Below are 24,687 nucleotides of genomic sequence, written 5' to 3' on the forward strand. Positions count from 1 at the left end.
GCGATTACAGACTTTCGATTTTTGCCCTTTGCTCAAGCAGCTTGGCTTTTGCATCAGAGAACTCTGCTAACTTTTCTTTCTCTTTGGCTAATACAGCCTCAGGTGCGTTGTTAACAAACTTCTCATTAGCAAGCTTTTTCTCTACTTGCTCTAGGCCTTTTTCTGCTTTCTCAAGCTGCTTCGCGATACGTGCTAGTTCAGCATCCACATCAATCAGACCCGCCATTGGGATTAGGATTTCTAAGTTCCCGATAAACGCGGTGGCTGATGCTGGTGCTTCATTGGCATTATCAAGCACAGTAAATGTTTCTAACTTAGCCAGTGAGCTCAAGAACGCTTTGTTGTCTTCCAGACGACGTAAATCTTGCTCACCCGCTTTAGCGAGCAATACATTCAGTGGTTTATTCGGGCTGATATCCATCTCACCACGGATGTTTCTGATGGCTAGAATAAATTGTTTCACCCACTCAAGGTCGGCCATTGCAGTTTCATCTACTAGGCTTGCATCGTACATAGGGAAGCTTTCTAACATGATGGTCTTTGCATCAATACCAGCAAGTGGCGCAACACGACGCCAAATAGTTTCAGTAATGTAAGGCATCAATGGGTGCATCAGGCGCAGTAGGCCTTCTAGTACTGTGATCAGCGTGTGGCGAGTACCACGTTGTTGTACTTCGCTGCCTTTAAATAGAATCGGTTTGGTCAGCTCCAAGTACCAGCCACAGAATTGGTTCCAAGTGAATTCGTAGATGGTATTTGCGGCAAGGTCAAAACGGTAATTATCAAGGTGCTCAGTAAATGTTTTAACGGTATTTTGGAATTGCCCCAAAATCCAGCGATCAGCAAGTGAATAAGCTTTTTCACTGTCATTGAATCCACAGTCTTGTTCTTCTGTGCTCATCAACACGTAGCGACTTGCATTCCAAAGTTTGTTACAGAAGTTGCGGTAACCTTCTAAACGGTTCATATCCCAGTTGATGTCACGACCCGTTGACGCCATGGCTGCCAGCGTGAATCGCAACGCATCAGTACCGTGAGGCTCAATACCTTCGACAAACGTTTTACGTGTATTCTTTTCGATTTTTTTAGCCAGCTGTGGCTGCATCATGTTGCCGGTACGCTTTTCAACAAGGCTCTCAAGGTCGATACCATCGATCATATCAAGCGGGTCTAACACGTTACCTTTAGACTTTGACATTTTGTCGCCGTTTTCGTCACGAATAAGGCCCGTCACATACACGGTTTTAAATGGTACTTGCGGCTTGCCATTTTCATCTTTGATGAAGTGCATGGTCATCATGATCATACGGGCAACCCAGAAGAAAATGATATCAAAGCCAGTTACAAGCGTATCAGATGGGTGGAATACACGAAGATCATCGGTGTTCTGTGGCCAGCCTAGCGTTGAGAAAGTCCACAGTGCAGATGAGAACCAGGTATCAAGTACGTCCTCATCCTGTGTCAGCGCTACATCATCTGCGATGTTGTTTTCACGGCGAACTTCTGCTTCATCACGGCCAACAAACACGTTGCCTTGTGCATCGTACCATGCTGGAATGCGGTGTCCCCACCAAAGCTGGCGAGAAATACACCAGTCTTGTACGTCACGCATCCAAGAGAAATACATGTTTTCATACTGCTTAGGCACGAATTGAATTTCACCGTTTTCAACCGCTTCGGTTGCCACTTTTGCAAGCGGTGCCACACGCACATACCACTGATCAGTCAGCAATGGCTCAATAACAACGCCAGAGCGGTCACCATAAGGAACTGTTAGGCTATGATCATCAATCTTTTCGAGTAAACCTGCTTGTTCGAATTCTTCAACAACGAGCTTACGCGCATCAAAACGATCTAAGCCGTGGAAGCGCTCTGGAATTGGTGCGTCTAACTCAAGCGCTTTACCATCAAAAGTGTATGTTTCGCCAGTTGTGAGTATTGCTGCGTCTTTATTAAACACATTGATCATTGGTAACTGATGGCGTTTGCCCACTTCGTTATCATTGAAATCATGAGCAGGTGTAATTTTTACGCAACCTGTGCCTTTTTCCATATCAGCGTGCTCATCAGCAACGATGGGAATGCGGCGGTTAACGATAGGTAATAGTACTTCTTTACCCACTAAGTGCTGGTAACGCTCATCATCAGGGTTTACAGCAACGCCCGTATCACCCAGCATGGTTTCGGGACGCGTTGTGGCAACCACGATGTAGTCTTTACCATCAAGCGTTTTTGCGCCATCAGCAAGAGGGTAGCGCAGATTCCACATATGACCTTGTTTGTCTTTATTTTCTACTTCAAGGTCTGAAATGGCTGTGTGCAGTTTAGGATCCCAGTTAACTAAGCGCTTACCGCGATAAATGAGGTCTTCTTTGTGCAGGCGAACAAAAACTTCTTTTACGGCTTCTGATAGGCCATCATCCATCGTAAAGCGTTCACGATCCCAATCCACAGAGGCACCTAAGCGGCGCAACTGCTTAGTAATCGTGCCACCTGATTGCGCTTTCCACTGCCAGATTTTATCAATGAATGCATCACGGCCTAAGTCGTGACGCGTTTTACCTTCTTCGGCAGCAAGTTTACGCTCGACAACCATTTGTGTTGCAATACCTGCGTGGTCGGTGCCTACTTGCCATAAAGTATTGTTACCTTGCATACGCTTGTAGCGAATCAAAGTATCCATGATGGTGTCTTGGAAGGCATGTCCCATATGTAGGCTACCTGTGACATTGGGCGGCGGGATCATGATCGAATATGCATCGCCTTTACCTGATGGCTTGAAATAGCCATTTTCTTCCCAGTCTTGGTATAAAGACTGTTCTATATCTTGTGGATTATAGGTTTTATCCATTTCACAGAACCTTAATAAATACTTTAATTTTCAATTTCTTTGGTTGAAATACTGGCGCCAAGTTGACGTAAGTGCTTAAACCGTTCTCGTGCCGCTTGGGTTGCTTGTGGCTCGGCAGGTACAAAATCATATACCTGAGCAAAGCGACGAATAAAGTCGGGTAACTTTGTGGCCAGGTTGATCAGCACAGTGCGACGACCAACCGGAGGTGTTTGCCCAATCTCAACAGGGGCACCTCCTTTTGGGCCTTCCCCTTGCAGATTGTGCGGCACAAAGCTGTCGGCTTCAAAACACCATAAGTGCTCATCGATCGCATGGGCATCTTCAACTGAATCAACATAAATAAATATGCGTTGACCCGCTCTATATTGCTTGGCTGCCGCTCGAGCAGCTAGATCAAAATGAGCCGGTAGTTTAGCGTCCGGCTCATTATCATGCTTTAACACATAAAAGCGTGCATTGATGGTCATGGCATCGACTTCATTATGGGCGGTTATTCTGTATTACTACAGGCAAAACTCAGCGTTCAAAATAAAGCCGCATTTTGACACAGAAACCCCATGCCATCAATCGCCGCAGTAGGGTTAATCTTGTTGTATGTCGGTGGCATTCACTCGGTTGAGCAAGTATTGCATTAACATTGGAACAGGCCTACCTGTTGCGCCTTTATTTTTGCCACTGCGCCAAGCGGTGCCTGCAATATCTAAATGTGCCCAATTATACTTTTTAGTGAACTTAGATAAGAAACATGCTGCGGTGATAGTCCCAGCAGCGCGTCCGCCTAAGTTGGTGAAATCAGCAAATGGGCTTTCAAGTTGCTCTTGGTAATCATCCCACAGTGGCAGTTGCCATGCGCGATCACCACTTTGCTCACCCGCTTTTAACAGATCGTGTGCAAGTGGGTTATGGCTAGATAATAAGCCAGTCGCATGGGCACCAAGGGCGGTGATGCAGGCGCCTGTCAAAGTAGCAACATCAATGACCGTTTCTGGTTCGAAGGCTTCAACATAAGTGAGTGCGTCACACAAAACCAAACGGCCTTCAGCATCAGTGTTCAGCACCTCGACGGTTTGACCTGACATGGTAGTAAGAATATCTCCTGGGCGATACGCATTAGAACCTGGCATATTTTCGCACCCAGCGAGTACACCGATGACGTTGATGGGTAGTTGCATTTCAACCAGAGCTCGCATTAAGCCTAGCACGCCTGCAGCGCCGCCCATATCATATTTCATCTCATCCATGCCTTCACCCGGTTTGAGTGAAATACCGCCTGAATCAAAGGTTAAGCCTTTTCCTACAAATACGATAGGTGCTTGATCTTCAGTGCCACCGTTATAGTGAATAACCGACATCATGGACTCATTCGCACTACCGCGACCAACCGCTAGATAAGAGTGCATCCCTAACTCTTCCATCTCTTGTTCACCGACTAAGTTCACAGAGACATTGGCAAACTCTTCGAGCGATTTGGCTTGTTCACCTAAATAGCGAGGATTGCAGATATTCGGTGGCATGTTGGCAACGTCTTTACACTGCTTGGCACCTGACGCAATCGCCAAACCATGCTCGATTGCAGTTTCACCAATGGTAAGTTCTCGCCTTGTTGGTACATTGAAAACAATTTTACGTAGTGGGCGGCGAGGGTCGACCTTTTTACTTTTAAGCTGATTGAAGGTGTACAAACAGTCTTGAGTTGTTTCAACCGCTTGGCGCACCTTCCAATATGTGTCGCGTCCTTTGACATGTTGCTCCGTGAGAAAGCAGACAGCTTCCATTGAGCCTGTATCATTTAAGGTATTGATCGTTTTTGAAATAATTTGCTTATATTGTTTATCATCAAGCTCACGTTCTTTACCACAGCCCACTAACAATACTCGCTCACTGAGCACGTTTGGTACATGATGTAATAATAATACTTGCCCGGGTTTGCCTTCTAAATCACCACGACGCAATAAATTTGAGATGTAACCATCACTGATCTTATCCAGCTGTTCACCGATCGGAGATAAACGGCGAGGCTCGTATACACCGACGACGATGCAGGCACTGCGCTGTTTCTCTGGGCTGCCACTTTTTACGCTGAATTCCATTGCGACTCCTGAGTCTGAAAGTTATGTCTTTTTGAACTTTATGCCAATGTGATTATCCATACCATAAATGCGCGATTATCTCTGGCGTGTTGGTATAATAATTTAATTTGATGGCATATAATAAACTGACTAAAATAACCAGTTTACTCAAAATCTCCCACTATTCCAGTGAAACACGAAGTTTTATAGGGGCAAACATTGCTAATTTTTCGTTATTTAACTGCTGAGGTATTGAAATCGCAGATCGCCGTGTTTCTCACGTTGATGACGATTTTCCTGTCACAAAAGTTTGTTCGGATCTTAAGTGACGCATCAGATGGCGACCTTCCAGCAAAATTAGTGGCTTCGGTATTAATGCTTAAACTCCCCCAGTTGGCAGTCTATATTCTGCCGTTGAGCTTGTTTTTGGGGATCATATTGGCTTATAGCAGAGTATATGCAGATAGCGAAATGACGGTACTTAGAGCCTGTGGCGTCAGTGAGTGGTATGTTGTCCGTGTGACTTTGGTTTCAAGTGTCTGCTTTGCGATTTTAGCTGGGGCGGTGAGTTTGTATGTCGCGCCATGGGCCTCGGAAAAGGAATATCAGCTTAAAGAACAAGCAGAAGCTGAGTCGGGGTTATCTACGCTCAGGGCGGGGCGCTTCCAACAAACGGGTAATGAAAAAGCGGTGGTGTTTGTTCATAACATCATTGATCAGGGTAAAGAATTAGACAAAGTTTTTGTGGCGCAGTTGCCAAACAAAGATTCTAACCAAGCCGCACGTATCGTATATGCGCAAAAAGGACGCGTGCTGGAGCAAGAAAGTGGTGAGCAACAATTGGTACTTAACGATGGCAAACGCTATGAAACAGATGGCTTGAGTCAGGCGTTAAATAAGACTGAATTTGCAAGCTATCAGGTGCAAATTCGTGAGCAGGTGATAGAACATCAGCGTCGCAAGCTTGAAGCTATCCCAACCTTACAGTTGCTAGAAATGGATACTCCGCAAGCTGCTGCACAATTTCAGTTACGTCTGTCGGTGCCAATCTCAATTATTCTGTTGACGTTATTGGCTGTGCCATTGAGTGTGGTTAATCCAAGGCAAGGTAAATTTGCTAAACTGGTGCCTGCAATAAGCTTGTACTTGGGATATTTCATTTTATTGAACGCGGGTAAATTCTTGGTCGCAGAAGGAAAAATCCCTTCTGCAGTCGGCTTATGGTGGATCCACTTAAGTGTGTTATTTATTGGCGCTTACTTAATTGCTAAAGGGCGTCCATTTGGCGTTTGGGTACGCTCAATCTTTAATAAGCGAGCGTCTGTAGCATGATGAAAACATTAGATTGGTATTTGGGTCGTAGTATTATGCAAACCACAGGGTTTGCCCTGTTGGTATTTGTTGGCATCAATACGCTGATTAAATACATAGAGCAGCTAAAATCGGTTGGCCGCGGTAGCTACGATATGTTGGATGCGATGTTATACACCGTTTACAGTATGCCTGGAGACATCGTGGTATTTTTTCCGATGGCGGCATTGATAGGTGGTTTAACCGGACTTGGTGCCTTAGCCTCCAGTAGTGAATTGGTTGTCATGCAGGCTGCGGGTATGTCGCGGTTGCAAATCATTGGTTCGGTAATGAAAACTGCCATAGTTTTGGCGTTGTGTATGATGGCGCTCGGAGAGTGGGGCGTTCCACAAGCTGAAAAGGCTGCTAAACAGCTACGAAACAACGCTATCTTTGGTGGTGAGGTGTTTAATGCACAAAAAGGTGTGTGGGCCAAAGATGGTAATAACTTTATTAATATCGGAAATATTGAACAGTCTGGGGAGCTAAAAGACGTCAATATATATTACTTCAACGATGCGCTAGAGCTAACCAAGGTCATGCGAGTGGAACGCGGACGAAGTGTGCCTCAGGGTTGGATATTTAGTGGTATTGAAGAAGTCATTATCAGTGAAGATAGAATTAATACATTTTATCGCGAGTCGCAAATATACAACTCTCAACTAACCGCTGAAAAACTTGATGTTGTGTCTATTGATCCTGAGTCCTTATCATTTCGGGGGATATGGTCATATTTATCCTATTTAGAGCAAAACGATCAAGATACCAGTAGTTATGATTTAGCGCTCTGGCGTAAAGTCATGCAACCCTTAACGATAGCTGTGATGTTGCTGGTGGCACTGTCATTTATTTTTGGCCCACTACGTTCTGTGAGCATGGGAGCAAGAATAATTATGGGGGTAGTAACAGGACTTGCATTTCATTTAAGTAATGAAATTTTTGGCCCTATTGTAATGGTTTATGATGTGCCCGCAGTAATGGGGGCGATGATGCCAAGCGTGTTGTTTATTGGTATCGCCAGTTACCTTTTGAAGCGTCAGCAATAAATTATTCAGCCCAAATGCAAATACTCTTGCACCTGGGCTGTATCACGTCAGTCTAAGCTGTTGTAGACTTTCTTGTTTTCTTCTTTACTTAGTACGACTACGCGTGTTTTGCAGATAAGATCTTGCAGAGCGCGTTTGTGTTTTAAATCCACTAAAACCAACAAATTTCCTAAACCACACAAAGCACATAGGCTACGTAACATCGCCACAGGCCAAGACAGCGGTTTTCCAGAGTCTGTTTCTACGCGTAAACGCCAGGCTCTCATACCGATCGTTTGGCCGCTTTTAGTCCAGAAATAAGCGAAAAATAACACGCTCACCAAGACAAGCAGGGTAGCTCGAATGCCGTATAGCAACGGTGACGCTTGAATATATGCTGACACGTCGGGGTGCGCTCCGAGCCGAAGTAGGTCGGCTGAGATAAACCCTTGAATGATAAGTAGGTAAAACACAGTTGTTAGCATTGCGAATGCAATCACAACCAAGCCATCATAAATTAGCGATGCTAATCGGCGAAAAAAACCGGCTTTAGGGAACTCAGACATAGACAGACTCTTAGCTAGATCAAACTCAATTAATTTGTGGTGTATTTTACACAAAGGCAAGCGTAATGGCGAAATCATTATAAATGCTAGTTTTCTACCCGCTTTGTACAAATACCAAGCAGTTAACATGCGTAAATAAAAAAATTGCTTGCCGAGTTAAGCGATGTTTGTATAATGCAAAGCATAGAGACGAAGGCAATATAAACAAAGCCCTAGCTCAAAGTGGTTTTTCTTTATTTTCTCTTGTTTTAGAAGATGAAAGAAAAATTATGCCAGTGTGATGGAATTGGTAGACATGACGGATTCAAAATCCGTTGCCTTCGGGCGTGGCGGTTCAAGTCCGCCCACTGGTACCACTTTTTATAACCCTAGCCGTTTGGCTGGGGTTTTTTTATGCCTGTAACTAAATGATATGTTTAGTATCCGCTTTAACCCATGCTGTGGTTATCTGCTGTTTCAATTATTTTGTTTATGCTACATTAGCTGAGGACATCAGGATGTTTAGGGCAGAGAAATGCTTTCGATAAACCAAGTTGTGTACAGCATTACAGGCTACCAGTTTAATGACATAGCGCGGGTTTTTGAACACCTCGATATTAGTGAGCAAGACTGGCCATATAGGCAAGCTGAAGCTGAAATTGAGGCTCTCATTTGTGCAAAGCTACAAACCCAACACAAACAAAAAACTCCAATGTTTGAGGTTGTATCAGGTATTCCTTTTTCTGGAAAAAGCTCATTTATTCAAAGCAAAAAAGGTGACTTTTTAGGTTATCTGCTTATTTCGTTTGATGCGCTGATGAAAGAGTTATCCTATTATCAAAACCTGTTGCAGGTAGATAGCGAGCTGGCGTTCCATAAATGTGAGCTGGTGGCCAGGGTGCTTGGCTATGAGTTGCTACAGAGGGCGTTGGAAATGAAGTGTAATATTGTATTTGAGCATAGCTCTACACCTAAGCAGCATTTGGAACTTTACAAAGTCATTGTAAATCAATATGGATATGAGCTGCGCATCCATTACATTCAATGCTCTTCACAATTGGCAAAGCAGCGAGCCGAGCGGCAAAACTCACTACGGGATGGTGGTAGATATACGCCTATTAAATACATTGATGAGCGCTTTAATGCATTGCAAAACATGATGATTCGATATAAAAAGCATTTTGTCGTCAATGAAGTGGAGCAAAGCGAGTTTGCTCCACGTTAAAATTTTTTCATTGTCAAAACCACAGTAAGTATAACCAAGCGCTTGAGAGAATTACAGGTAGGCCAAATGCGTTGAGTCTGCCCAAATATTTAGCCCAGCCACCGGCACCAAAATCAGTTACTTGTGAAGCAGGTGCAGAAGGCTGATGTGCTTGCTGTTTGTTTCGTTCGGCACCAATACTGATGTATGCACCTGCGATGCCCGACAGGGTCAACAGGGCGCTGGCCAGACCAACCGCCGGCAAGACTATTGCAAGCTGAGCATCTAGTGTTAAGCTTCCTGAAAACACTTTAGAGTAAGAAGCAAATAAAAAACCTTGAAAAGCAAGCATCCAACCAAGTCGCCTATGGATCAGCTCTTCTTCGTGTACGATTCTATCCTTTAATTCAGCCATATTAATTCCTTAAACAACAATCTCATAATAGAGCGACGTTATCATCAATACCGATATATAGAGTCAGTTAATTGATTTTTATAGTGTGTTAAACGCCAAAAAGCCTTATTTGGGGCCTGTCATGTCTGCGCTGTACGCCATTCATATGCGTTTAGATGCAATTGCGCATTATCTTTTCATTAGCCAATACATCAACACAAGCATTTTTTATTTATCTACGCTAAAATAAGCGGTTATTACTTAAGCTGCGTTAACTGGTTTATACCCTTAAGGTAACTGGCTCGCAGCAGATAACACACGATATTATTTGGTTCTCACGGGGTTTTTTGTATGTCAGATAAGTGCTATATCACTGCACAGCAACTATTGGAAGATTCATTTCGCGTTGCAGCGCAAGTCTATGAAGATGGGTTTCGTCCTGATTTTATTATTGGTATTTGGCGTGGTGGTGCACCCATTGGTATAGCGGTACAAGAGTACTACGACTACAAAGGAATAGAAACCGATCATATCGCGGTACGCACGTCATCCTATTACGGCATTGGTAAGCAATCGAAAGAAATTAAAGTACATGGGCTTCACTACATCATAGAAAACGCGAATGCGGGTGACTCACTGCTGATAGTGGATGATGTTTTTGACTCAGGCCGTAGCATCTATGCGCTTAAAGAAAAGCTGGCGGAGTTGATGCGTCTCAATTTACCAAAAGATATTCGCGTAGCTTGTCCATACTACAAGCCAAAAAATACGAAAGTGCCGATGAAACCTGATTACTTTATTCACGAATCAGATGAGTGGCTGGTGTTTCCACATGAGCTTTCAGGCCTAACACCAGATGAAATTATTGAAGGCAAGTCTGACTTGAGCAACATTCAGGATTTGTTTAAGTAAGCCAAATATATGGCTTGCCGAATGGCAAGCCATTCGCATGCCATTAAATTTGTGCAAAGCTGTCTACAAACTCTTCCAACGCATCCAAATCTACAGGTTTTAGGCCTTCACTACTTCTGATAATCAAACCTTTATCTACTAACTCAGTCACTACACGTCGATAGGCACGCTCGGTTGTGGCAAAGCGCTCAGCTTCCGCATTAACCGTAGGATAAGCGCGAAGCAGGGTAGGGTTGTTGTTTTCTGCGCGTAACAAACAGTCTTTAGCAATATTGTAGCTAAGCGGTAATAGCAATTTGTCGAGGTTGATTTTTTGGTTCTCAGCAAACTTTGCCGCAATGGTTTGTGCGGTATATAAACTTAATTCGGGTTGATCAAGTAACAGTTGGCGCCAATGTTTCAGCTCAATTAGGTTATATTGTACATCGCTTAAACAAGTGACCGTATAGATACAAGGTTGGTTGTTTAGGGCTTCAATTTCACCGATCAAGGTATTATTACAATCCAGCTGCCCGAGCAGCAAACGGCGGCCATTACCCACATCATAGCTAAATGATACGGTGCCACTTCTGACTAAAATTAGCTTAGTTAAAGGTTCGTCTTGATGGATTAATACGTCTTTTTTGTTGTGTACAAAAGCGTTGCCCGCAAAGCTAAGCAATTGTTCCACTAAGTTCGTCGAAAAATGATATTGAAACATCTAGATGGCTCTTCGGACATTTGTCCTATTTATTAATATTGAATAAAGATAGCATGAAGACATTGCTTTTACGCTAACTCACACCTGCTATTGAGGTTTTCCTCGTTTAGCCCCCATCCCGTGTTAGAGCTTACTAGGGTACTAATTCAAGGGGTTTGTGGGTTAGCTTTTTTCTTCTAGGCTTAATCTTACACACATTGTTACTACGCGACCCACTATGCTAACTCAACTGACCGGAGAGAACAAATGACTTGGGAATATTTAGGCTATATTGCCTCTGTTTTTTTGGTTATCTCGTTAATGATGAGTAATGTGGTTAAATTGCGTTGGTTTAACCTAACCGGGTGTGTATGTTTTACCGTTTATGGTGTGATGATTGAGGCGTGGCCAGTTGCTTTTACAAATGGCCTTTTAGCAGTGGTCAATCTATATCACTTGTATAAGCTACATCGGGCATGCTAAGCCCGATGTCACTTTTAGCTTAGCGTTGATACACTAAGCTACCTGCCAGCCAAGTCTGTAAAACCTGAATATCATCTATTTGCGATATCGGCACTTTGAAGTAATCTTGATCCAGTAAAATAAAGTCTGCCCATTTACCTTGCTCTAAACTACCTAGTTTATATTCTTGAAATGCAGCGTAAGCCGCATCAAGCGTAAATGCGCGTAGTGCTTGCTCTCTATTTAATCGCTCGGCAGCACGCCATCCCCCTTCCGGCTGATTTGTGCGCGACATACGTGTGATCGCAGCATGGAGACCATGAAATGGGTTGGCAAGCTCAACCGGAAAGTCGGAACCTGCCGCTATTTTACTGCCCTGTTTTAAGAATGTTTGCCACGCGTAGGCACCTCGTAATTGCTGTTCGTCTAAGCGCTGTTCGGCCATATGCATATCCGATGTTGCATGAATAGGCTGCATTGAAGGGATAATGGCAAGTGCTTTAAAGCGTGGGATATCGTCTGGGTGAACAATTTGTGCGTGCTCAATGCGGTTACGCAGTAGTTTACCGCCCACTTGTTTGAATATTTTCTCATAGCTATCGAGCACGATACGGTTTGCTCTATCACCAATGGCGTGAGTATGAGCGCTATAACCACTGGAGAAACTTTGCTTCAACAGGTTTTCAAGCTGGTTTTGCGTTTCCAGCATCAAACCTTGATAACCAGCTCTATCATGGTAGTCATCTAGCAATGCTGCGCCACGACTGCCTAATGCACCATCTGCATAGATTTTCACACTACGCATAGACAGAAAATCATCTTTATCTTTAATGACGCCTTGCCCTAACATCTTTGCTAAGTGCGGGTCGGCCGCGCTGAGCATTGCGTAAATACGAATAGGGAGTGTGTGTTGCTCAGCACGCTGTTGGTATAGTTGCCATGTTTTATACGCGATACCCGCATCATGTGCAGAGGTGATACCCAAACCCAATAGATGTTCACCCGCCTTATTCAGGGCCCGTTGTCTTTGCTCGTCACTCATAGGAGGAATGTGTGTATTGACCAGCTGTTCCGCTTTGTCGATGAATATGCCACTGGGTTTATTGTTTGCTAGACGTAAAATTTCACCGCCAGCAGGGGCTTGAGTTTGCGTATTGATACCCGCAAGTTGCATCGCCTTTGAGTTAACCCAAATCGCGTGACCATCGACGCGGGTGAGCACAACAGGGCGATCTTTAACATAACGGTCTAGATCCGCTGCGGTTGGAAACCCTTTTTCTGGCCACAACGTTTGATCCCAGCCTCGACCTAATATCCAGCCCTCGGGTGCTTGCTTTGCGTATTCGCGAAGACGCTTACCTACTTCAGCAACCGTTTTGCTGCCGCGTACATCAAGTCGCATCAGGTTATTTCCAAGGCCGATGATATGACCATGTGCATCTACAAGCCCTGGCAGCAGTGTTTTTCCTTTACCGTCTATTCTCACCGCGTTTGGAAACTGCTTTAGGGTATTGTCATCTCCTGTTTTGATAACCTTGCCATCTTTAAACACCAATACTGAAAATGACTCTACGGATCCTTGTTTGGTCGGTGTGTAACCTTGGACATTGTGGATCATGGTTGTTTTAGCCTGTACCATCAGGCTACAAAGCAAAACACTCAGGCTTACTAAAAGTTTCATAGGCTTAGTCCATGTCGATTGTTATTTTTGTAACTCACCTTAGCGTAGTTTTAGCTTTGACTCAAAATAATGATATTATTGGTTTTTGTTCTACATTAAGGGACTGGAATGAAGTTATTTATGGTTTACTTGGGTGGTCGCGTAGCGGGTTGCCATATCGAGATGCACGATGTGCGTTTTGTTGTTGGGGAAAAGATTGAAGATTGCTATCAAAAGCTAAAAGCGCAGTGGGTTGGCGATAAATCGGCCGTTCATATGGATTCATACGCTGTTATCGAACATGCGGATGGTTATGAGGTCAGCCTAGTGACTGAGCAACCAAAGCAACAGCAAAAACTGTACTTTGTGAATCTGGGGGCTTATGTTCCAGAGCGCTTAGCGGAACAACATGACTTTGCCTTGTTTGTGGCACAAAGTGAATATGAAGCAAAAGAAAAGGCTAAAGCAAGTTTGCTCAGCGGTATGAGTCATCTACATAAAGACAACCTACATGATGTAGATGACTGTTTTGCGATAGATTTAGTGGACCAACAGTATTTTATTGCCCTTACTCCAAGTGGTAAAAGCCAGCCTATAACACCTGATTGGTTTGGCTATCACATTTTATAATGATCACTCGTCTTCTTGCTTGTCGGCCTTAATCGCCAGTTTAATGGCGACAAGCACCACCGCAAACATTAAAAACGGTAGAGCAGCCAATGCATATTCAGCGATAGAACTGTCTTGATAATTCGGTTGTAAAATATAGTGCCCACCTATGCATAACACTATGGTGATCAGTAGTAGCGGCAACATGATGAGTTCTTTTCGTTTCGAGTGTGTTTTCATTAATCAATCTCCTACTTGCCACTATGACAGTGATTTGCACTCACATTGTTGATGGTGATCATGACTTTGTTCAATGATTGAACACGCATTCTATGGATGAGTGACAATCGTTGTTTAGCGCGCGATTCTAGCACTTTGTGTCTTTATGAACAAAATTTGCTTGTGCCTTTGCCCGGCTCTGATATAACTGATTTTTTATTTCTGAGAGTGGGATTATGGGGCAGCAAACAATCATCATAAAATTAGGAACTAGTGTGCTCACAGCGGGTGATATTCACCTCAACAAACCCCGTATGGTGGAACTGGTGCGACAATGTGCAACGCTCAAGCAGCAAGGTCATCAAATTGTATTGGTATCAAGTGGCGCAGTCGCTGCGGGTCGCTCTCAGCTAGCCCAACCGGTGGGGGATTCAATCTCAGAGAAACAAATGTTGGCAGCCATCGGTCAAGGGCAGTTAATTCACCTGTGGCAGAGTTTGTTCGCACTTTATGATATTCCAGTGGCACAAATGTTGTTAACCCGTGCGGATGTGGAACATAGGGAGCGTTATTTAACAGCCAGAGATACGTTGACGCAATTATTAAAACACCAAGTCATTCCTATCATCAACGAAAATGACGCGGTTGCAACCAGCGAAATAAAAGTAGGAGACAATGACAATCTATCTGCCATGGTCGCCATCTTAGCGAATGCTAACAAGCTGGTATTGTTAACTGACCAAGTAGGGCTGTTCACCGCCGATCCTCGCAAAAATCCCCAGGCCGAGTTAATTGCTCAGGTCCATAAAATTGATGATGAGTTGAGAGCGTTAGCCGGTGACAGTGGCACATCACTTGGAACCGGTGGTATGGCAACCAAGTTACAAGCGGCAGATATCGCACAGCGCGCGGGGATCGAAACTGTGATAGCAAAGGGGAGTGAAGCGGATATTGTTCTAAAAATCATGAGCAAAGAAGCACTCAGCACGACGTTCATGCGTTTTGACGCACCGCTAGAGGGGCGGAAAAAGTGGTTATTATCGGCACCAAAATCCACTGGTACCGTGATTATTGATAACGGTGCATGCCTAGCTATTGCACGCCAAGGTGCCAGCTTATTAGCCAAAGGCGTGGTAGGCGTATCAGGCAGCTTTGTTCGGGGAGATCTAATCACCGTGACTGACAGCCAAGGACAAGTGATAGCAAAAGGATTATGTGGATTTTCGGAGCGAGAGCTCGATACCATTAAAGGTTGTCATAGTTTAGATATTGCATCGGCACTTGGTTACAAAGCATCGAGTGTGGTTATCCATCGTGATGATATGGTTTTGCTATAAATCTGTACGGTTAATCACATGCAAAATGAGCGAGTTACGCTAGACTTAAGCTACTGTGTACAACAACAAGGTTGCAGATGGAAAAAATATCATCGTGTGGCTATGAATGGACTATAGGGCTGATTTCGCAAAATAGTGAACACACTTTAGATAGCTGCTTAGCCAATACATTAAATCAGCTATTGGGTGATTCCGGTATATTTGCCTTTTACTTCAGTAAAAGCCTTTCTGTACAGCAAACACCTTGTTTAACGCTAGCATCAACAGGTAAGCAGCTTTGCGATGAAAATAAAACAGCCTTATTGGAAGTTGACGTGCCGCCATTGTTAGAGCGTCTACGGAAACTAAATCAGGACGTGCAGCTACTTAATTTAGCACACATACAAGTGCTGCCCGTGAGATATCAAGGGTTGGTGCTGGGGTTTTTAGTGCTTCACAATCAATCTATCATTCCGACTTCTGGGTACTCGGTACTCAATCACATTCTTAATGTATATGTGCATCAATTGGCGACACTACAATACGCACGTATGGACCCATTAACACAGTTATTGAACCGTCAGACCTTTGATGAAAAAATCATTGATATCGCTTCGGGAAAAGAAGCATGGCTGGTTCGTGAGAGCAAGCAGCAGCTCCATTGGTATATGGCTATCGCGGACATCGACTTATTTAAACATGTTAATGACAATTATGGTCACGTCATCGGTGACGAGGTGATATTACTGGTTGCACAGTTACTAAAAAGTAACTTTCGGGCGGGAGACTACGTTTTTCGTTATGGTGGCGAAGAGTTTGCAATAGTATTTCCGTGTGAACACGAAGCTAAAGCCATGGCTAAACTAGATGGTGTACGCGCCTTGATAGCCGACACTCGGTTTCCTCAGGTGGGAAAAGTAACAATTAGTATGGGATTTGTTGAATTAAAAGATGCTGCGCAGGTTGCTGATTTTGTTAATCGAGCAGACAGAGCGCTCTACCAATCTAAGCAAGATGGCCGCAATAAAGTGACCGCATATTCGAGCTTAAAAGATAAACAAAATAACCATCATTCAGGTGATATTGAATTGTTTTAGCCTGTGTTAATATAGCGCCCATTAACTTTAATAAATGGGAGCGAGCATGAAATTTGTACGTTGGTTTTTGGGTCGAATTATTCTACTTTTGGACTTTATTTTTACACCCCGTAGCAAAAAACGCCCAGAGGACGCACAGCAAAAGCTCGATGAGCAAACTGCGCAACTAAAATTATATCAATTCCACGCCTGTCCATTTTGCGTCAAAGTACGTCGAGCGATTAAACGCGAAGGCTTAAAAATCGAAACACGGGATGCTAAAAATAATGCGCAATTTCGTCAAGAGTTGGCGGAACATGGCGGAAAGATCAAGGTACCTTGTCTGCGCATTGAACAAGGCAGCAATGTACGGTGGCTGTATGAATCTAGCGATATTGTTAGCTACCTCGAAAAGCTTGAAAAGGCCGCATAATTTACACTTGCAAACGTCGTAGAGCGTTTGAGATACCCCGCGGTTATGCTAGCATAGCCGCCCATAATCTATTGTCAGATATTTAAAGAGAAACACCATGACTATCCGTACTCGTGTTGCCCCCTCACCCACAGGTGATCCGCATTTAGGTACCGCTTATATTGCCCTTTTTAACTACTGTTTTGCTAAGCAGCAAGGTGGCGAGTTTGTTTTACGTATCGAAGATACCGATCAGGTACGCAGTACACAAGAATCAGAGCAGGCGATCATGGATAGCTTACGCTGGTTAGGATTGAACTGGGATCACGGTCCAGATGTGGGTGGTGAGTTTGGTCCTTATCGTCAATCAGAACGTAGTGAGCTTTACAAAAAGTATGCCCATCAGCTCGTTGAGCAAGGTAAGGCGTTTTATTGTTTCGCAACGGCTGAAGAGCTGGATGAAATGCGCGAACAGCAAATGGCTGAAGGCTTACGCCCAAAATATGACGGTCGTGGTTTATTACTGAGCGAAGAACAGGTTAAAGAAAACTTAGCTGCCGGCAAGCCGTATGTAATTCGCATGAAAATTCCAAGCGAAGGTACTTTTAAGTTCAATGATTATCTACGTGGCGAGATTGAGATCCCATGGGAAAACGTTGACATGCAAGTATTGCTCAAAGCGGATGGGTTTCCGACCTATTTCTTAGCGAACGTGGTTGATGACCACCATATGCAGATAAGCCATATCTTCCGAGGTGAAGAATGGATCAACTCAGCACCTAAATTATTAAAGTTATACGAAGATTTTGGTTGGGAGCCACCTGTGTTGGGTCACTTACCGTTATTACGCAACCCAGACAAGTCAAAGCTGTCTAAGCGTAAAAACCCAACCTCAATCAACTACTATAAAGAGATGGGTTTCTTACCTGAAGCAGTCTTAAACTACTTGGGCCGCATGGGTTGGTCAATGCCTGATGAGCGCGAAAAATTCACCTTAGCTGAGATGATTGAACACTTTGATATGAAGCGTGTATCACTTGGTGGCCCAGTATTTGATGTAGACAAACTAAGCTGGTTAAACGGGTTGTGGATCCGCGAAAACCTTTCAGATGAAGAGCTTATTCAACGTTTTGTGGATTGGAAGTTTAATGCACAAACATTAGCTCGCATTCTTCCAGAAGCGAAGGCGCGTATTAATACATTGTCTGATTTGGTGGACTTGGCAGGGCACTTTGTATCAGGTCAACCTGACTATGATCCAGCGTTACTGACAGCAGGTAAAGCGGATGAAGAAACGGTTCGCCAAGCACTACAGTTCTTTATTTGGCAGTTAGAAGGGCTTCGTAGCTGGAATAAGTCGGAAATTTTCGCAACAGCGAAAGCGGTTGCTAACTTCCACGAATTGAAGATAAAAGATTTCTTAGAGCCAATCTTTGTTGCGATTACTGGTAAACAGTCTTCAACATCAGTGGTTGATGCGATGGAAATTTTAGGTTCGGACCTGTCTCGTGCTCGCTTACGCGTTGCATTAGCACACATTGGCGTGTCTAAAAAGCAGGCTAAGAAGCTTGAGAAAGCATATCGAGATTTTCCTCAAGACTAATTTAACTATCTGATATTAATAATAAAAGCCACAATTCGGTTATTGTGGCTTTTTTATTATGCAGAAAATTAAACAGATATGACCTCTAACAAGCTATATTCTGTTAACATAGCGCGGTTTTTAGTCGTGAAAGAAAAGGTCTATGTTAAGTCAATTTTTCCAGCAAGATGGTGATCAAGTTGTGATCAGTCGTGAGCAAGGCAGTGAGTTTGCCAAGCGTGTGGCTGATGATTTTAATCCTTTGCATGATGTCGATGCGAAAAAGTTTTGTGTACCAGGAGACTTATTGTTTGCACTGGTATTGGCAAAGTATGGTGTTAGCGAAAATATGCACTTTACATTTGCTGGTATGGTTGATGAAACATCACGGTTAGACTTTCCGGCTGGAAGTGATTCATTTGACATTACCTCTAATGACAAGGTCATGCTATCGGTAAAAAGAGAGGGTGAAAACAATCTGTGCCAAACACTGGTAGATAGTTTGACCAAGAACTATGTTGAATTTTCAGGCACAACCTTTCCTCATGTCATCATTCCACTTATGGCACAAAAGCAGGTTATGATTAACCCAGCTCGCCCCATGGTAATTTATGAGTCAATGGCTATTCATTTAGATAAACTAGATGTAAAGACGTTAGACTTGGAAGCAGCGACACCCGAATTTGATTACGAAGGGAAACGAGGCAAGATCATCTTGCGCTTTAACCTGCTCAGTGAGGGTCAAAAGGTGGGTTATGGTGAAAAGCACATGGTAGTATCGGGTATTCGAGACTATTGCCAAGAGATGGTTGATGGTTTGATTGACTATTACAACGATAGAAAAGTCACTTTGTAATCACTCACAGCTAAAGCGCGCATCCCAAGCGCGCTTTTGTTATACTGCCAAGCATCTTCGTTTATATCCGGTTTATCCATGTCATTCCAAGCTTTATCTCTTTGCGGCGAACTTGCTCAAGCGCTTAACAAACTCAATTTCACAGCGCCAACCCCCGTACAAACACAATGTATACCAGCAGTATTAGCGGGGCATGATTTAGTCGCGACTGCGCAAACGGGAACCGGTAAAACTGCGGCTTTTATGTTGCCAATTTTAGAGCGTTTGCTGGCCAGTCCCGAGCGCCAAGGAACCGTTAGGGCGTTGGTAGTGACACCAACCCGCGAGCTGGCGCAACAAGTCGCCCAAAGTGCTCAAAGCTATGCACAGTGTACAGCTTTAAAAATGGTCTGTTTGTATGGCGGGGCAAATATCGGGCCTCAAGAGAAGGCATTAAAAGCGGGTTCGGATGTGGTTGTGGCGACACCGGGCCGTTTACTTGATCATTTGATTAAAGGCACGCTATCACTTGCGCAGGTAGAACATCTGGTTTTTGATGAAGCGGATAGAATTTTAGATATGGGTTTTATTGGCGAAATCAAACGTATCATGCGCCATTTACCAGCACAGAGACAAACTTTGCTCTTTTCTGCCACCATAGATGAGCAGGTACAAAGCTTAGTAAAACAGTGGCTCAATGACCCTAAACGCGTAAGCATTGACAAAGAGAACAGCGCAGCACAGCAGGTGGAGCAAGTCTTTTACGCTGTGGATGAAGACAGAAAGCGTGAACTGATGTCGCACTTGATTGGCAAAAACAACTGGCAGCAGGTGTTGGTATTCACTCGTACCAAAAATATGGCGGATAGCCTCGCGAAGGAACTCAACAAAGATGGGTTGGCGACCCTTGCAATTCATGGCGATAAGTCTCAGGGGGCGAGAGACAAAGCGCTAGAGCAATTCAAAAGTGGTAAAACACGTGTGCTGGTGGCAACGGATGTGGCAGCTAGAGGGTTAGACATAGTTGACTTAGACTACGTGATTAATGCCGAGCTTCCTTATGTTGCAGAGGATTATGTTCACCGTATTGGTCGTACGGGGCGCGCGGGAAAAACCGGCTACGCAATGTCTTTAGTGAGTATCGATGAACAGTGGCTGTTAGAAGAAATCGAAGTGTTGCTGGACGAGCGACTAACACCACAGTGGCTGCCAGGGTATGAGCCTGATTTAACCAAAGAGCCCAAAGATAACCGCAAAAACTCCAACAAGTCTCGTAAGCAAAGGGACAAAAAGCGTATTTTAAACAAACGCTCAACACGTCGCCGTTAACTTACCAGTTAAAATCACAAATAAAAAAAAAGCACTGAGTGCTTTTTTTATTATGCAATTTGCTTTTCTGCAAGTGTGAGTTCCATCGTTGCTTTTAAAAGCCGATATAAATTGATTGACGCGTCAATCTCTTCTTTACGGTTTGTTAAACTCTCAATGTTTAAACCCAGCGGCACATCTAAATGCGCACAGCTTCTTAAGATCTGATCGAGGTTTTCACGGCAGATGCGAATAGATTCACTCAATGAGTTATCGGCATCTAAAATGCGCCATTTAGTCGCTTCAGGTACAGAAATTCCCAGCCACTGCATAAACTCGAGCGTTTTCTCACCTCCACATGGCGTAAACGTTAAAATAACACGCTTGGGCGTCAGTCCTTGTTGCTTACATGAGCGTGCGTAGCTGGTGATCAAATCAACTGTAGCTTGTGCGTTATATACCGCTTGAGAGATAAAGAACTCGCATCCTTGTGTGGTTTTCTCCAGCAGCCTTTCATGTTCATTGCGTTTGCTGGCATGGCGCTCTGCAATGGTAACACCACCCAAGAAGAACTCTTCCTGATGTTCAGCAAGTGCTGCATATGCCTCGGGCAGGCTGAGTTTAATATCGCCAGTAGATGAAGGGCTGCCTACCAAAACCAAGTTTTTTAGGCCGTATTGTGCTTTGGTGTTATCTAACCAGCTATTAAATTCAGAAGCTTCACGTTGCGCGACACTTTTGTAAGTGATGACGTCCAGTTGTGACAGTTCACTGATCAGCTGAGAATATTCGCACGGGTCAACTGTATGTTTAAAAGGAAAAGGGCGTGGCGCTTGTGTGCGACTACTTTCGTCTTGAATGTCATAGATGACTACACCGTCATATTCAATTTCATGTAAGCGACCGAGCAGTTTAGTGGCAATGCTTTTTAGTTTCGTGGTGTCGGTTCCCACCTTTGGTGGGGTTGTTCCGATTAAATATACTCCCTGATTGGAGTCTAATATTTTCTCTTGCAGTGATAACGCCATGATCCTCATCCCAGCTCAATGTGTGTCGATAAAGGATAATATAGCAGCCATTTAGACGTCTAGATAGATTTTTATAGTGAAAGTTATTCAATGAATATGAAATTAATTCAAGTTCACTTGGCTTTTTATGCGGTTGTTAACATATTTATTTACACAATTTTGACTTGGCGGGTGTTACCTCAATGATAAATTATTGCATAATGGTCTGTGATCAAAGCACTTATCAGCTATGGCAGTGCAAACAACAAATTCAGGGAAAACTATGAAATTTAAACATTTGGCAGTGAGCCTTGCGGTAACATTGGCCTTGGCAGGTTGCGTTAGTAAAGGTACTAACCAATCGACAAACATCGTTCAAACACAAAGTAACAGCAAAGTATTCTCACAAGATTACGTATTAGAAGAATTAGAAAATGGGTTGCGCGTCATGGTGGTTAAAACGGACTACCCAGACGTAGTGTCAGTGCATATTCCTGTATCGGTCGGTTCTCGCGATGAAGTTGAACCGGGCCGTACCGGTTTTGCTCATTTCTTTGAGCATATGATGTTTAAAGGCTCAAAAAAATATCCAAAAGATGTGTATGCCGATATCTTGAAAAACTCAGGGGTAGATAACCGCGCATACACAACCAACGACTATACCAACTATTATCTGAGCTTTACTAAGCAACATTTAGATAAGGTATTGGAAATACAGGCCGATATATTTCAAAACCTAACATACACCGAAGCACAGTTCCGCACTGAGGCGTTGACGGTTAAAGGGGAGTATTTAAAGAATAACGCGAATCCGATTCGCCAGTTGTTAGCTGCGGTGCGCAAAGAGGCGTTTGAAAAGCACACATACAAGCATACGACAATGGGCTTTTTTGAAGACATTGAAGCCATGCCGGATCAGATGGCCTATGGACAAACCTTCTTTGAGCGTTTTTATAACCCAGAGTATGTATCTTTAGTGATTGTCGGTGATGTAGACCCACAAGAGACTATCGCCATGGTGAAAAAACATTGGGGTGGTTGGGAGCGAGGCGATTATGTTTCAGATGTACCACAAGAGCCAAAGCAAGATGAACCAAAATATGTGCATAAACAAAGTGAAGGGTTACCGGGTCACTGGCTATTGGTGTCATACAAGGGCGCTGCGTGGCAGCCAGAAGCAAAGGATAGAGCGGCGCTTGATCTAATCTCGGATCTGTACTTTTCAGAAACGTCGGAACTATATCAGCAGTTAGTAGTAGAGAAACAAATAGCCAGTCAAATACTGACATACAATCCCCAAACCAAAGATCCAGGCCTACGACATGTATTTGTTAAGGTAGACAACGCAGAAGACTTAGCGACTGTGCGTGATGCCATTAACCAAACTTATGCTAAGGCGCGTACAGAGCTTGTAAATGAAGACAAGCTAAATGCACTTAAATCGAATAGAAAATATAGCTTTATTAATGGTCTTGATTCATCGCAAGCCATTGCGTCACAGCTAGCTCAATACATGCACTTTGAACGAGACCCTGAAGTGATCAACCAGTTGTATGCAACCGCTGATGCCATCACCGCGCAGGATATCAAAGCGATTGCTAACAAGTACTTTGTGGACTCTAATCGTACTACTGTAACCATGTCGGCGCAGACCTCAATCGATGGGTTTGACAATGAAGTGTCGCTACAGGCATTAGTTGATAAGGCAAATAAGCCGGCTGAACGCCACTTTAAGGTAGTTGATAATAGCAATAGCTCACCGCTTGTTGACGTAAACTTACTATTTTATACCGGGGCTGCGGCAGATCCTGATGGTAAAAAAGGCTTGGCAGCGATGACGGCGGCCATGATTGCCAATGGTGGCTCTCAGACCAAGGCATATAAAGAAATTCAAAAGGCTTTGTATCCAATTGCAGGCACTTTCAACTATCAAATCGACAAAGAGATGTTGTCATTACGTGGTCGTGTTCACAAAGACAACATCCATCAATGGTATGCGCTGGTCAGTGAGCAGTTACTCAACCCTGGATTTAGGGCTGAAGACTTCAGCCGTTTGAAAAAAGAAATGTTGGACAACATCAAGGCGGGCCTAAAATCATCAAATGATGAAGAGTTAGGTAAAGAGGTGCTTTATCATAAGTTGTATCAGGGACACCCTTATGAAAATTATAACTTAGGCGACTTGTCTGATCTTGAAGCCATGACCTTAGATGACGTCAAAGCCTTCTATCAGCAGCAGCTAACTCAAGCTAAGCTGAATGTGGGTATCACAGGAGCCATGCCAGAGGATATCAAAGCTAGATTATTTGCAGACCTAACTAAGCTGCCTAAAGGTGATGAAAAGCGTTTAAATATACCTGATGCGCCAGCGTTGAACGGTCATCACGCCACGATTGTGGAAAAAAGTGCGAAATCTACAGCGGTATCGTTCGGTTTTCCAATTGACACCATTCGCAGCAACAAAGACTGGACGGCACTTTGGTTGGTTCGCTCGTATTTTGGTGAACATAGAAACTCGAATAGCTTCCTGTATCAGCGTATTCGTGAAACGCGTGGTATGAACTATGGTGATTATGCCTACATAGAATATTTCCCACGTGGCATGTTCCAAACGGTACCAGATGCAAACTTGGGTCGTTCGGAGCAAATATTCCAAGTTTGGTTACGCCCATTGCGTTCTAATAATGATGCACATTTTGCCACCCGTGTTGCACTATTTGAGCTAGATAAGCTCATTAAAGAGGGTATGAGCGAAGCAGACTTTGCTGCAACTCGTAATTTCCTAAGCAATTACGTGGCTCAGCTTGTTTCAAGCCAAGACCGTCAACTAGGCTATGCACTAGATAGCCAGTTTTATAACATTGAAGGGTTTGTTGATTATGTGCGCAAGCAACTAGCTAGTTTGACTGTAGAGGATGTTAACCGAGTGATCCGAGAGAACTTGCAAACGGAGCATATACAGTACGTATTTGTAACGGGTGACGGTAAAGATATGGCACAGCGATTGGCAGAAGAAACGCCTTCACCAATGAGCTATAACTCTGAAAAACCAGAGCAATTGTTACAAGAAGATAAGCGTATTGCCTCATACAAACTAAGCATTCCTAAGCAGAATATTGAAGTACTTGAAGTGAATTCAGTATTTGAATAATACGCGGAGCAAGTTGAG

At 43.7% G+C, this 24,687-nt stretch carries 22 protein-coding genes and 1 tRNA gene; 14 read left to right on the forward strand and 9 right to left on the reverse strand.

All coding sequences use genetic code 11. The features are described from left to right. Window positions 1-4: 4 nt before the first annotated feature. The 3 genes from L1070_RS07495 to pepA all read right to left on the reverse strand — a co-directional run bounded on the left by L1070_RS07495 (window position 5) and on the right by pepA (window position 4,944). Complete coding sequence (locus L1070_RS07495) at window positions 5-2,851, reverse strand: valine--tRNA ligase (RefSeq protein WP_237125076.1); 2,847 nt, start codon at window positions 2,849-2,851, stop codon at window positions 5-7. Between the two features lie 23 nt (window positions 2,852-2,874). Continuing rightward, a complete protein-coding gene (locus tag L1070_RS07500; RefSeq protein WP_070985756.1) occupies window positions 2,875-3,321 on the reverse strand; it encodes a DNA polymerase III subunit chi in 447 nt (148 codons plus the stop codon). Between the two features lie 114 nt (window positions 3,322-3,435). Further along, a complete protein-coding gene (gene pepA, locus L1070_RS07505) occupies window positions 3,436-4,944 on the reverse strand; it encodes a leucyl aminopeptidase (RefSeq protein WP_070985755.1) in 1,509 nt (502 codons plus the stop codon). Window positions 4,945-5,142: 198 nt separating this feature from the next. Between pepA and lptF the strand changes: the two genes are divergently transcribed. Beyond that, entirely contained in the window at window positions 5,143-6,255 is a 1,113-nt protein-coding gene (gene lptF / locus L1070_RS07510) for an LPS export ABC transporter permease LptF (RefSeq protein ID WP_070985754.1), read from the forward strand. Beyond that, window positions 6,252-7,319: an LPS export ABC transporter permease LptG gene (lptG, locus tag L1070_RS07515; RefSeq protein ID WP_070985753.1), complete on the forward strand. Its 1,068-nt coding sequence runs from the start codon at window positions 6,252-6,254 to the stop codon at window positions 7,317-7,319. Before lptF ends, lptG begins: the two co-directional genes overlap by 4 nt. 47 nt (window positions 7,320-7,366) lie before the next feature. On the opposite strand, the gene L1070_RS07520 is transcribed toward lptG, so the two are convergent. Further along, complete coding sequence (locus tag L1070_RS07520; protein WP_237125165.1) at window positions 7,367-7,864, reverse strand: RDD family protein; 498 nt, start codon at window positions 7,862-7,864, stop codon at window positions 7,367-7,369. Between the two features lie 271 nt (window positions 7,865-8,135). On the opposite strand from L1070_RS07520, the gene L1070_RS07525 reads away from it, so the two are divergent. Beyond that, a tRNA-Leu gene (locus L1070_RS07525) sits at window positions 8,136-8,220 on the forward strand. Window positions 8,221-8,378: 158 nt separating this feature from the next. After that, complete coding sequence (locus tag L1070_RS07530) at window positions 8,379-9,068, forward strand: zeta toxin family protein (protein WP_070985751.1); 690 nt, start codon at window positions 8,379-8,381, stop codon at window positions 9,066-9,068. Between the two features lie 13 nt (window positions 9,069-9,081). Here L1070_RS07530 and L1070_RS07535 read toward each other — a convergent pair whose 3' ends face one another. Then, on the reverse strand, window positions 9,082-9,462 hold the full coding sequence (locus tag L1070_RS07535; RefSeq protein WP_237125077.1) for a hypothetical protein: 381 nt from the start codon (window positions 9,460-9,462) through the stop codon (window positions 9,082-9,084). A gap of 330 nt (window positions 9,463-9,792) precedes the next feature. Between L1070_RS07535 and L1070_RS07540 the strand changes: the two genes are divergently transcribed. After that, entirely contained in the window at window positions 9,793-10,353 is a 561-nt protein-coding gene (locus L1070_RS07540) for a phosphoribosyltransferase family protein (protein ID WP_070985749.1), read from the forward strand. A gap of 43 nt (window positions 10,354-10,396) precedes the next feature. Here the strand turns inward: L1070_RS07540 and L1070_RS07545 are convergent, their stop codons facing one another. After that, window positions 10,397-11,053, reverse strand: a complete 657-nt coding sequence (locus L1070_RS07545) for a Crp/Fnr family transcriptional regulator (RefSeq protein ID WP_070985748.1) — start codon at window positions 11,051-11,053, stop codon at window positions 10,397-10,399. A 246-nt stretch (window positions 11,054-11,299) separates the two neighbouring features. Between L1070_RS07545 and L1070_RS07550 the strand changes: the two genes are divergently transcribed. Continuing rightward, the gene (locus tag L1070_RS07550; protein ID WP_070985747.1) at window positions 11,300-11,515 is read left to right on the forward strand and encodes a YgjV family protein; all 216 of its coding nucleotides are present in this window, start codon (window positions 11,300-11,302) and stop codon (window positions 11,513-11,515) included. Between the two features lie 19 nt (window positions 11,516-11,534). Here the strand turns inward: L1070_RS07550 and L1070_RS07555 are convergent, their stop codons facing one another. Then, on the reverse strand, window positions 11,535-13,175 hold the full coding sequence (locus tag L1070_RS07555) for an amidohydrolase (RefSeq protein WP_237125078.1): 1,641 nt from the start codon (window positions 13,173-13,175) through the stop codon (window positions 11,535-11,537). A gap of 108 nt (window positions 13,176-13,283) precedes the next feature. Here L1070_RS07555 and L1070_RS07560 point away from each other — a divergent pair, with 108 nt between their 5' ends. Beyond that, a complete protein-coding gene (locus tag L1070_RS07560; protein ID WP_237125079.1) occupies window positions 13,284-13,784 on the forward strand; it encodes a DUF1543 domain-containing protein in 501 nt (166 codons plus the stop codon). A gap of 3 nt (window positions 13,785-13,787) precedes the next feature. Here the strand turns inward: L1070_RS07560 and L1070_RS07565 are convergent, their stop codons facing one another. After that, window positions 13,788-14,003, reverse strand: coding sequence for a hypothetical protein (locus L1070_RS07565; protein WP_070985744.1), 216 nt, complete (start codon window positions 14,001-14,003; stop codon window positions 13,788-13,790). A 212-nt stretch (window positions 14,004-14,215) separates the two neighbouring features. Between L1070_RS07565 and proB the strand changes: the two genes are divergently transcribed. From proB to L1070_RS07595, 6 genes are all read left to right on the forward strand, one after another. Further along, window positions 14,216-15,319, forward strand: coding sequence for a glutamate 5-kinase (proB, locus tag L1070_RS07570; RefSeq protein WP_237125166.1), 1,104 nt, complete (start codon window positions 14,216-14,218; stop codon window positions 15,317-15,319). A gap of 77 nt (window positions 15,320-15,396) precedes the next feature. Next, window positions 15,397-16,395, forward strand: coding sequence for a GGDEF domain-containing protein (locus L1070_RS07575; RefSeq protein WP_070985742.1), 999 nt, complete (start codon window positions 15,397-15,399; stop codon window positions 16,393-16,395). Window positions 16,396-16,441: 46 nt separating this feature from the next. Continuing rightward, complete coding sequence (locus L1070_RS07580; protein ID WP_237125080.1) at window positions 16,442-16,807, forward strand: glutaredoxin; 366 nt, start codon at window positions 16,442-16,444, stop codon at window positions 16,805-16,807. Window positions 16,808-16,904: 97 nt separating this feature from the next. Then, window positions 16,905-18,389 (forward strand): glutamate--tRNA ligase, encoded by a 1,485-nt coding sequence (gltX, locus tag L1070_RS07585; protein ID WP_237125081.1) that lies wholly within the window; start codon window positions 16,905-16,907, stop codon window positions 18,387-18,389. 142 nt (window positions 18,390-18,531) lie between these two features. Beyond that, window positions 18,532-19,224, forward strand: coding sequence for a DUF3581 family protein (locus L1070_RS07590; protein WP_237125082.1), 693 nt, complete (start codon window positions 18,532-18,534; stop codon window positions 19,222-19,224). A 78-nt stretch (window positions 19,225-19,302) separates the two neighbouring features. After that, entirely contained in the window at window positions 19,303-20,532 is a 1,230-nt protein-coding gene (locus tag L1070_RS07595) for a DEAD/DEAH box helicase (protein WP_237125084.1), read from the forward strand. A 50-nt stretch (window positions 20,533-20,582) separates the two neighbouring features. On the opposite strand, the gene L1070_RS07600 is transcribed toward L1070_RS07595, so the two are convergent. Beyond that, window positions 20,583-21,539, reverse strand: a complete 957-nt coding sequence (locus tag L1070_RS07600) for a hypothetical protein (protein WP_070985737.1) — start codon at window positions 21,537-21,539, stop codon at window positions 20,583-20,585. 262 nt (window positions 21,540-21,801) lie between these two features. Between L1070_RS07600 and L1070_RS07605 the strand changes: the two genes are divergently transcribed. Beyond that, the gene (locus L1070_RS07605; protein WP_237125086.1) at window positions 21,802-24,669 is read left to right on the forward strand and encodes a pitrilysin family protein; all 2,868 of its coding nucleotides are present in this window, start codon (window positions 21,802-21,804) and stop codon (window positions 24,667-24,669) included. Window positions 24,670-24,687 lie beyond the last annotated feature (18 nt).

Source organism: Pseudoalteromonas sp. MMG022 (assembly GCF_021654245.1).
Classification (GTDB): domain Bacteria; phylum Pseudomonadota; class Gammaproteobacteria; order Enterobacterales; family Alteromonadaceae; genus Pseudoalteromonas; species Pseudoalteromonas amylolytica.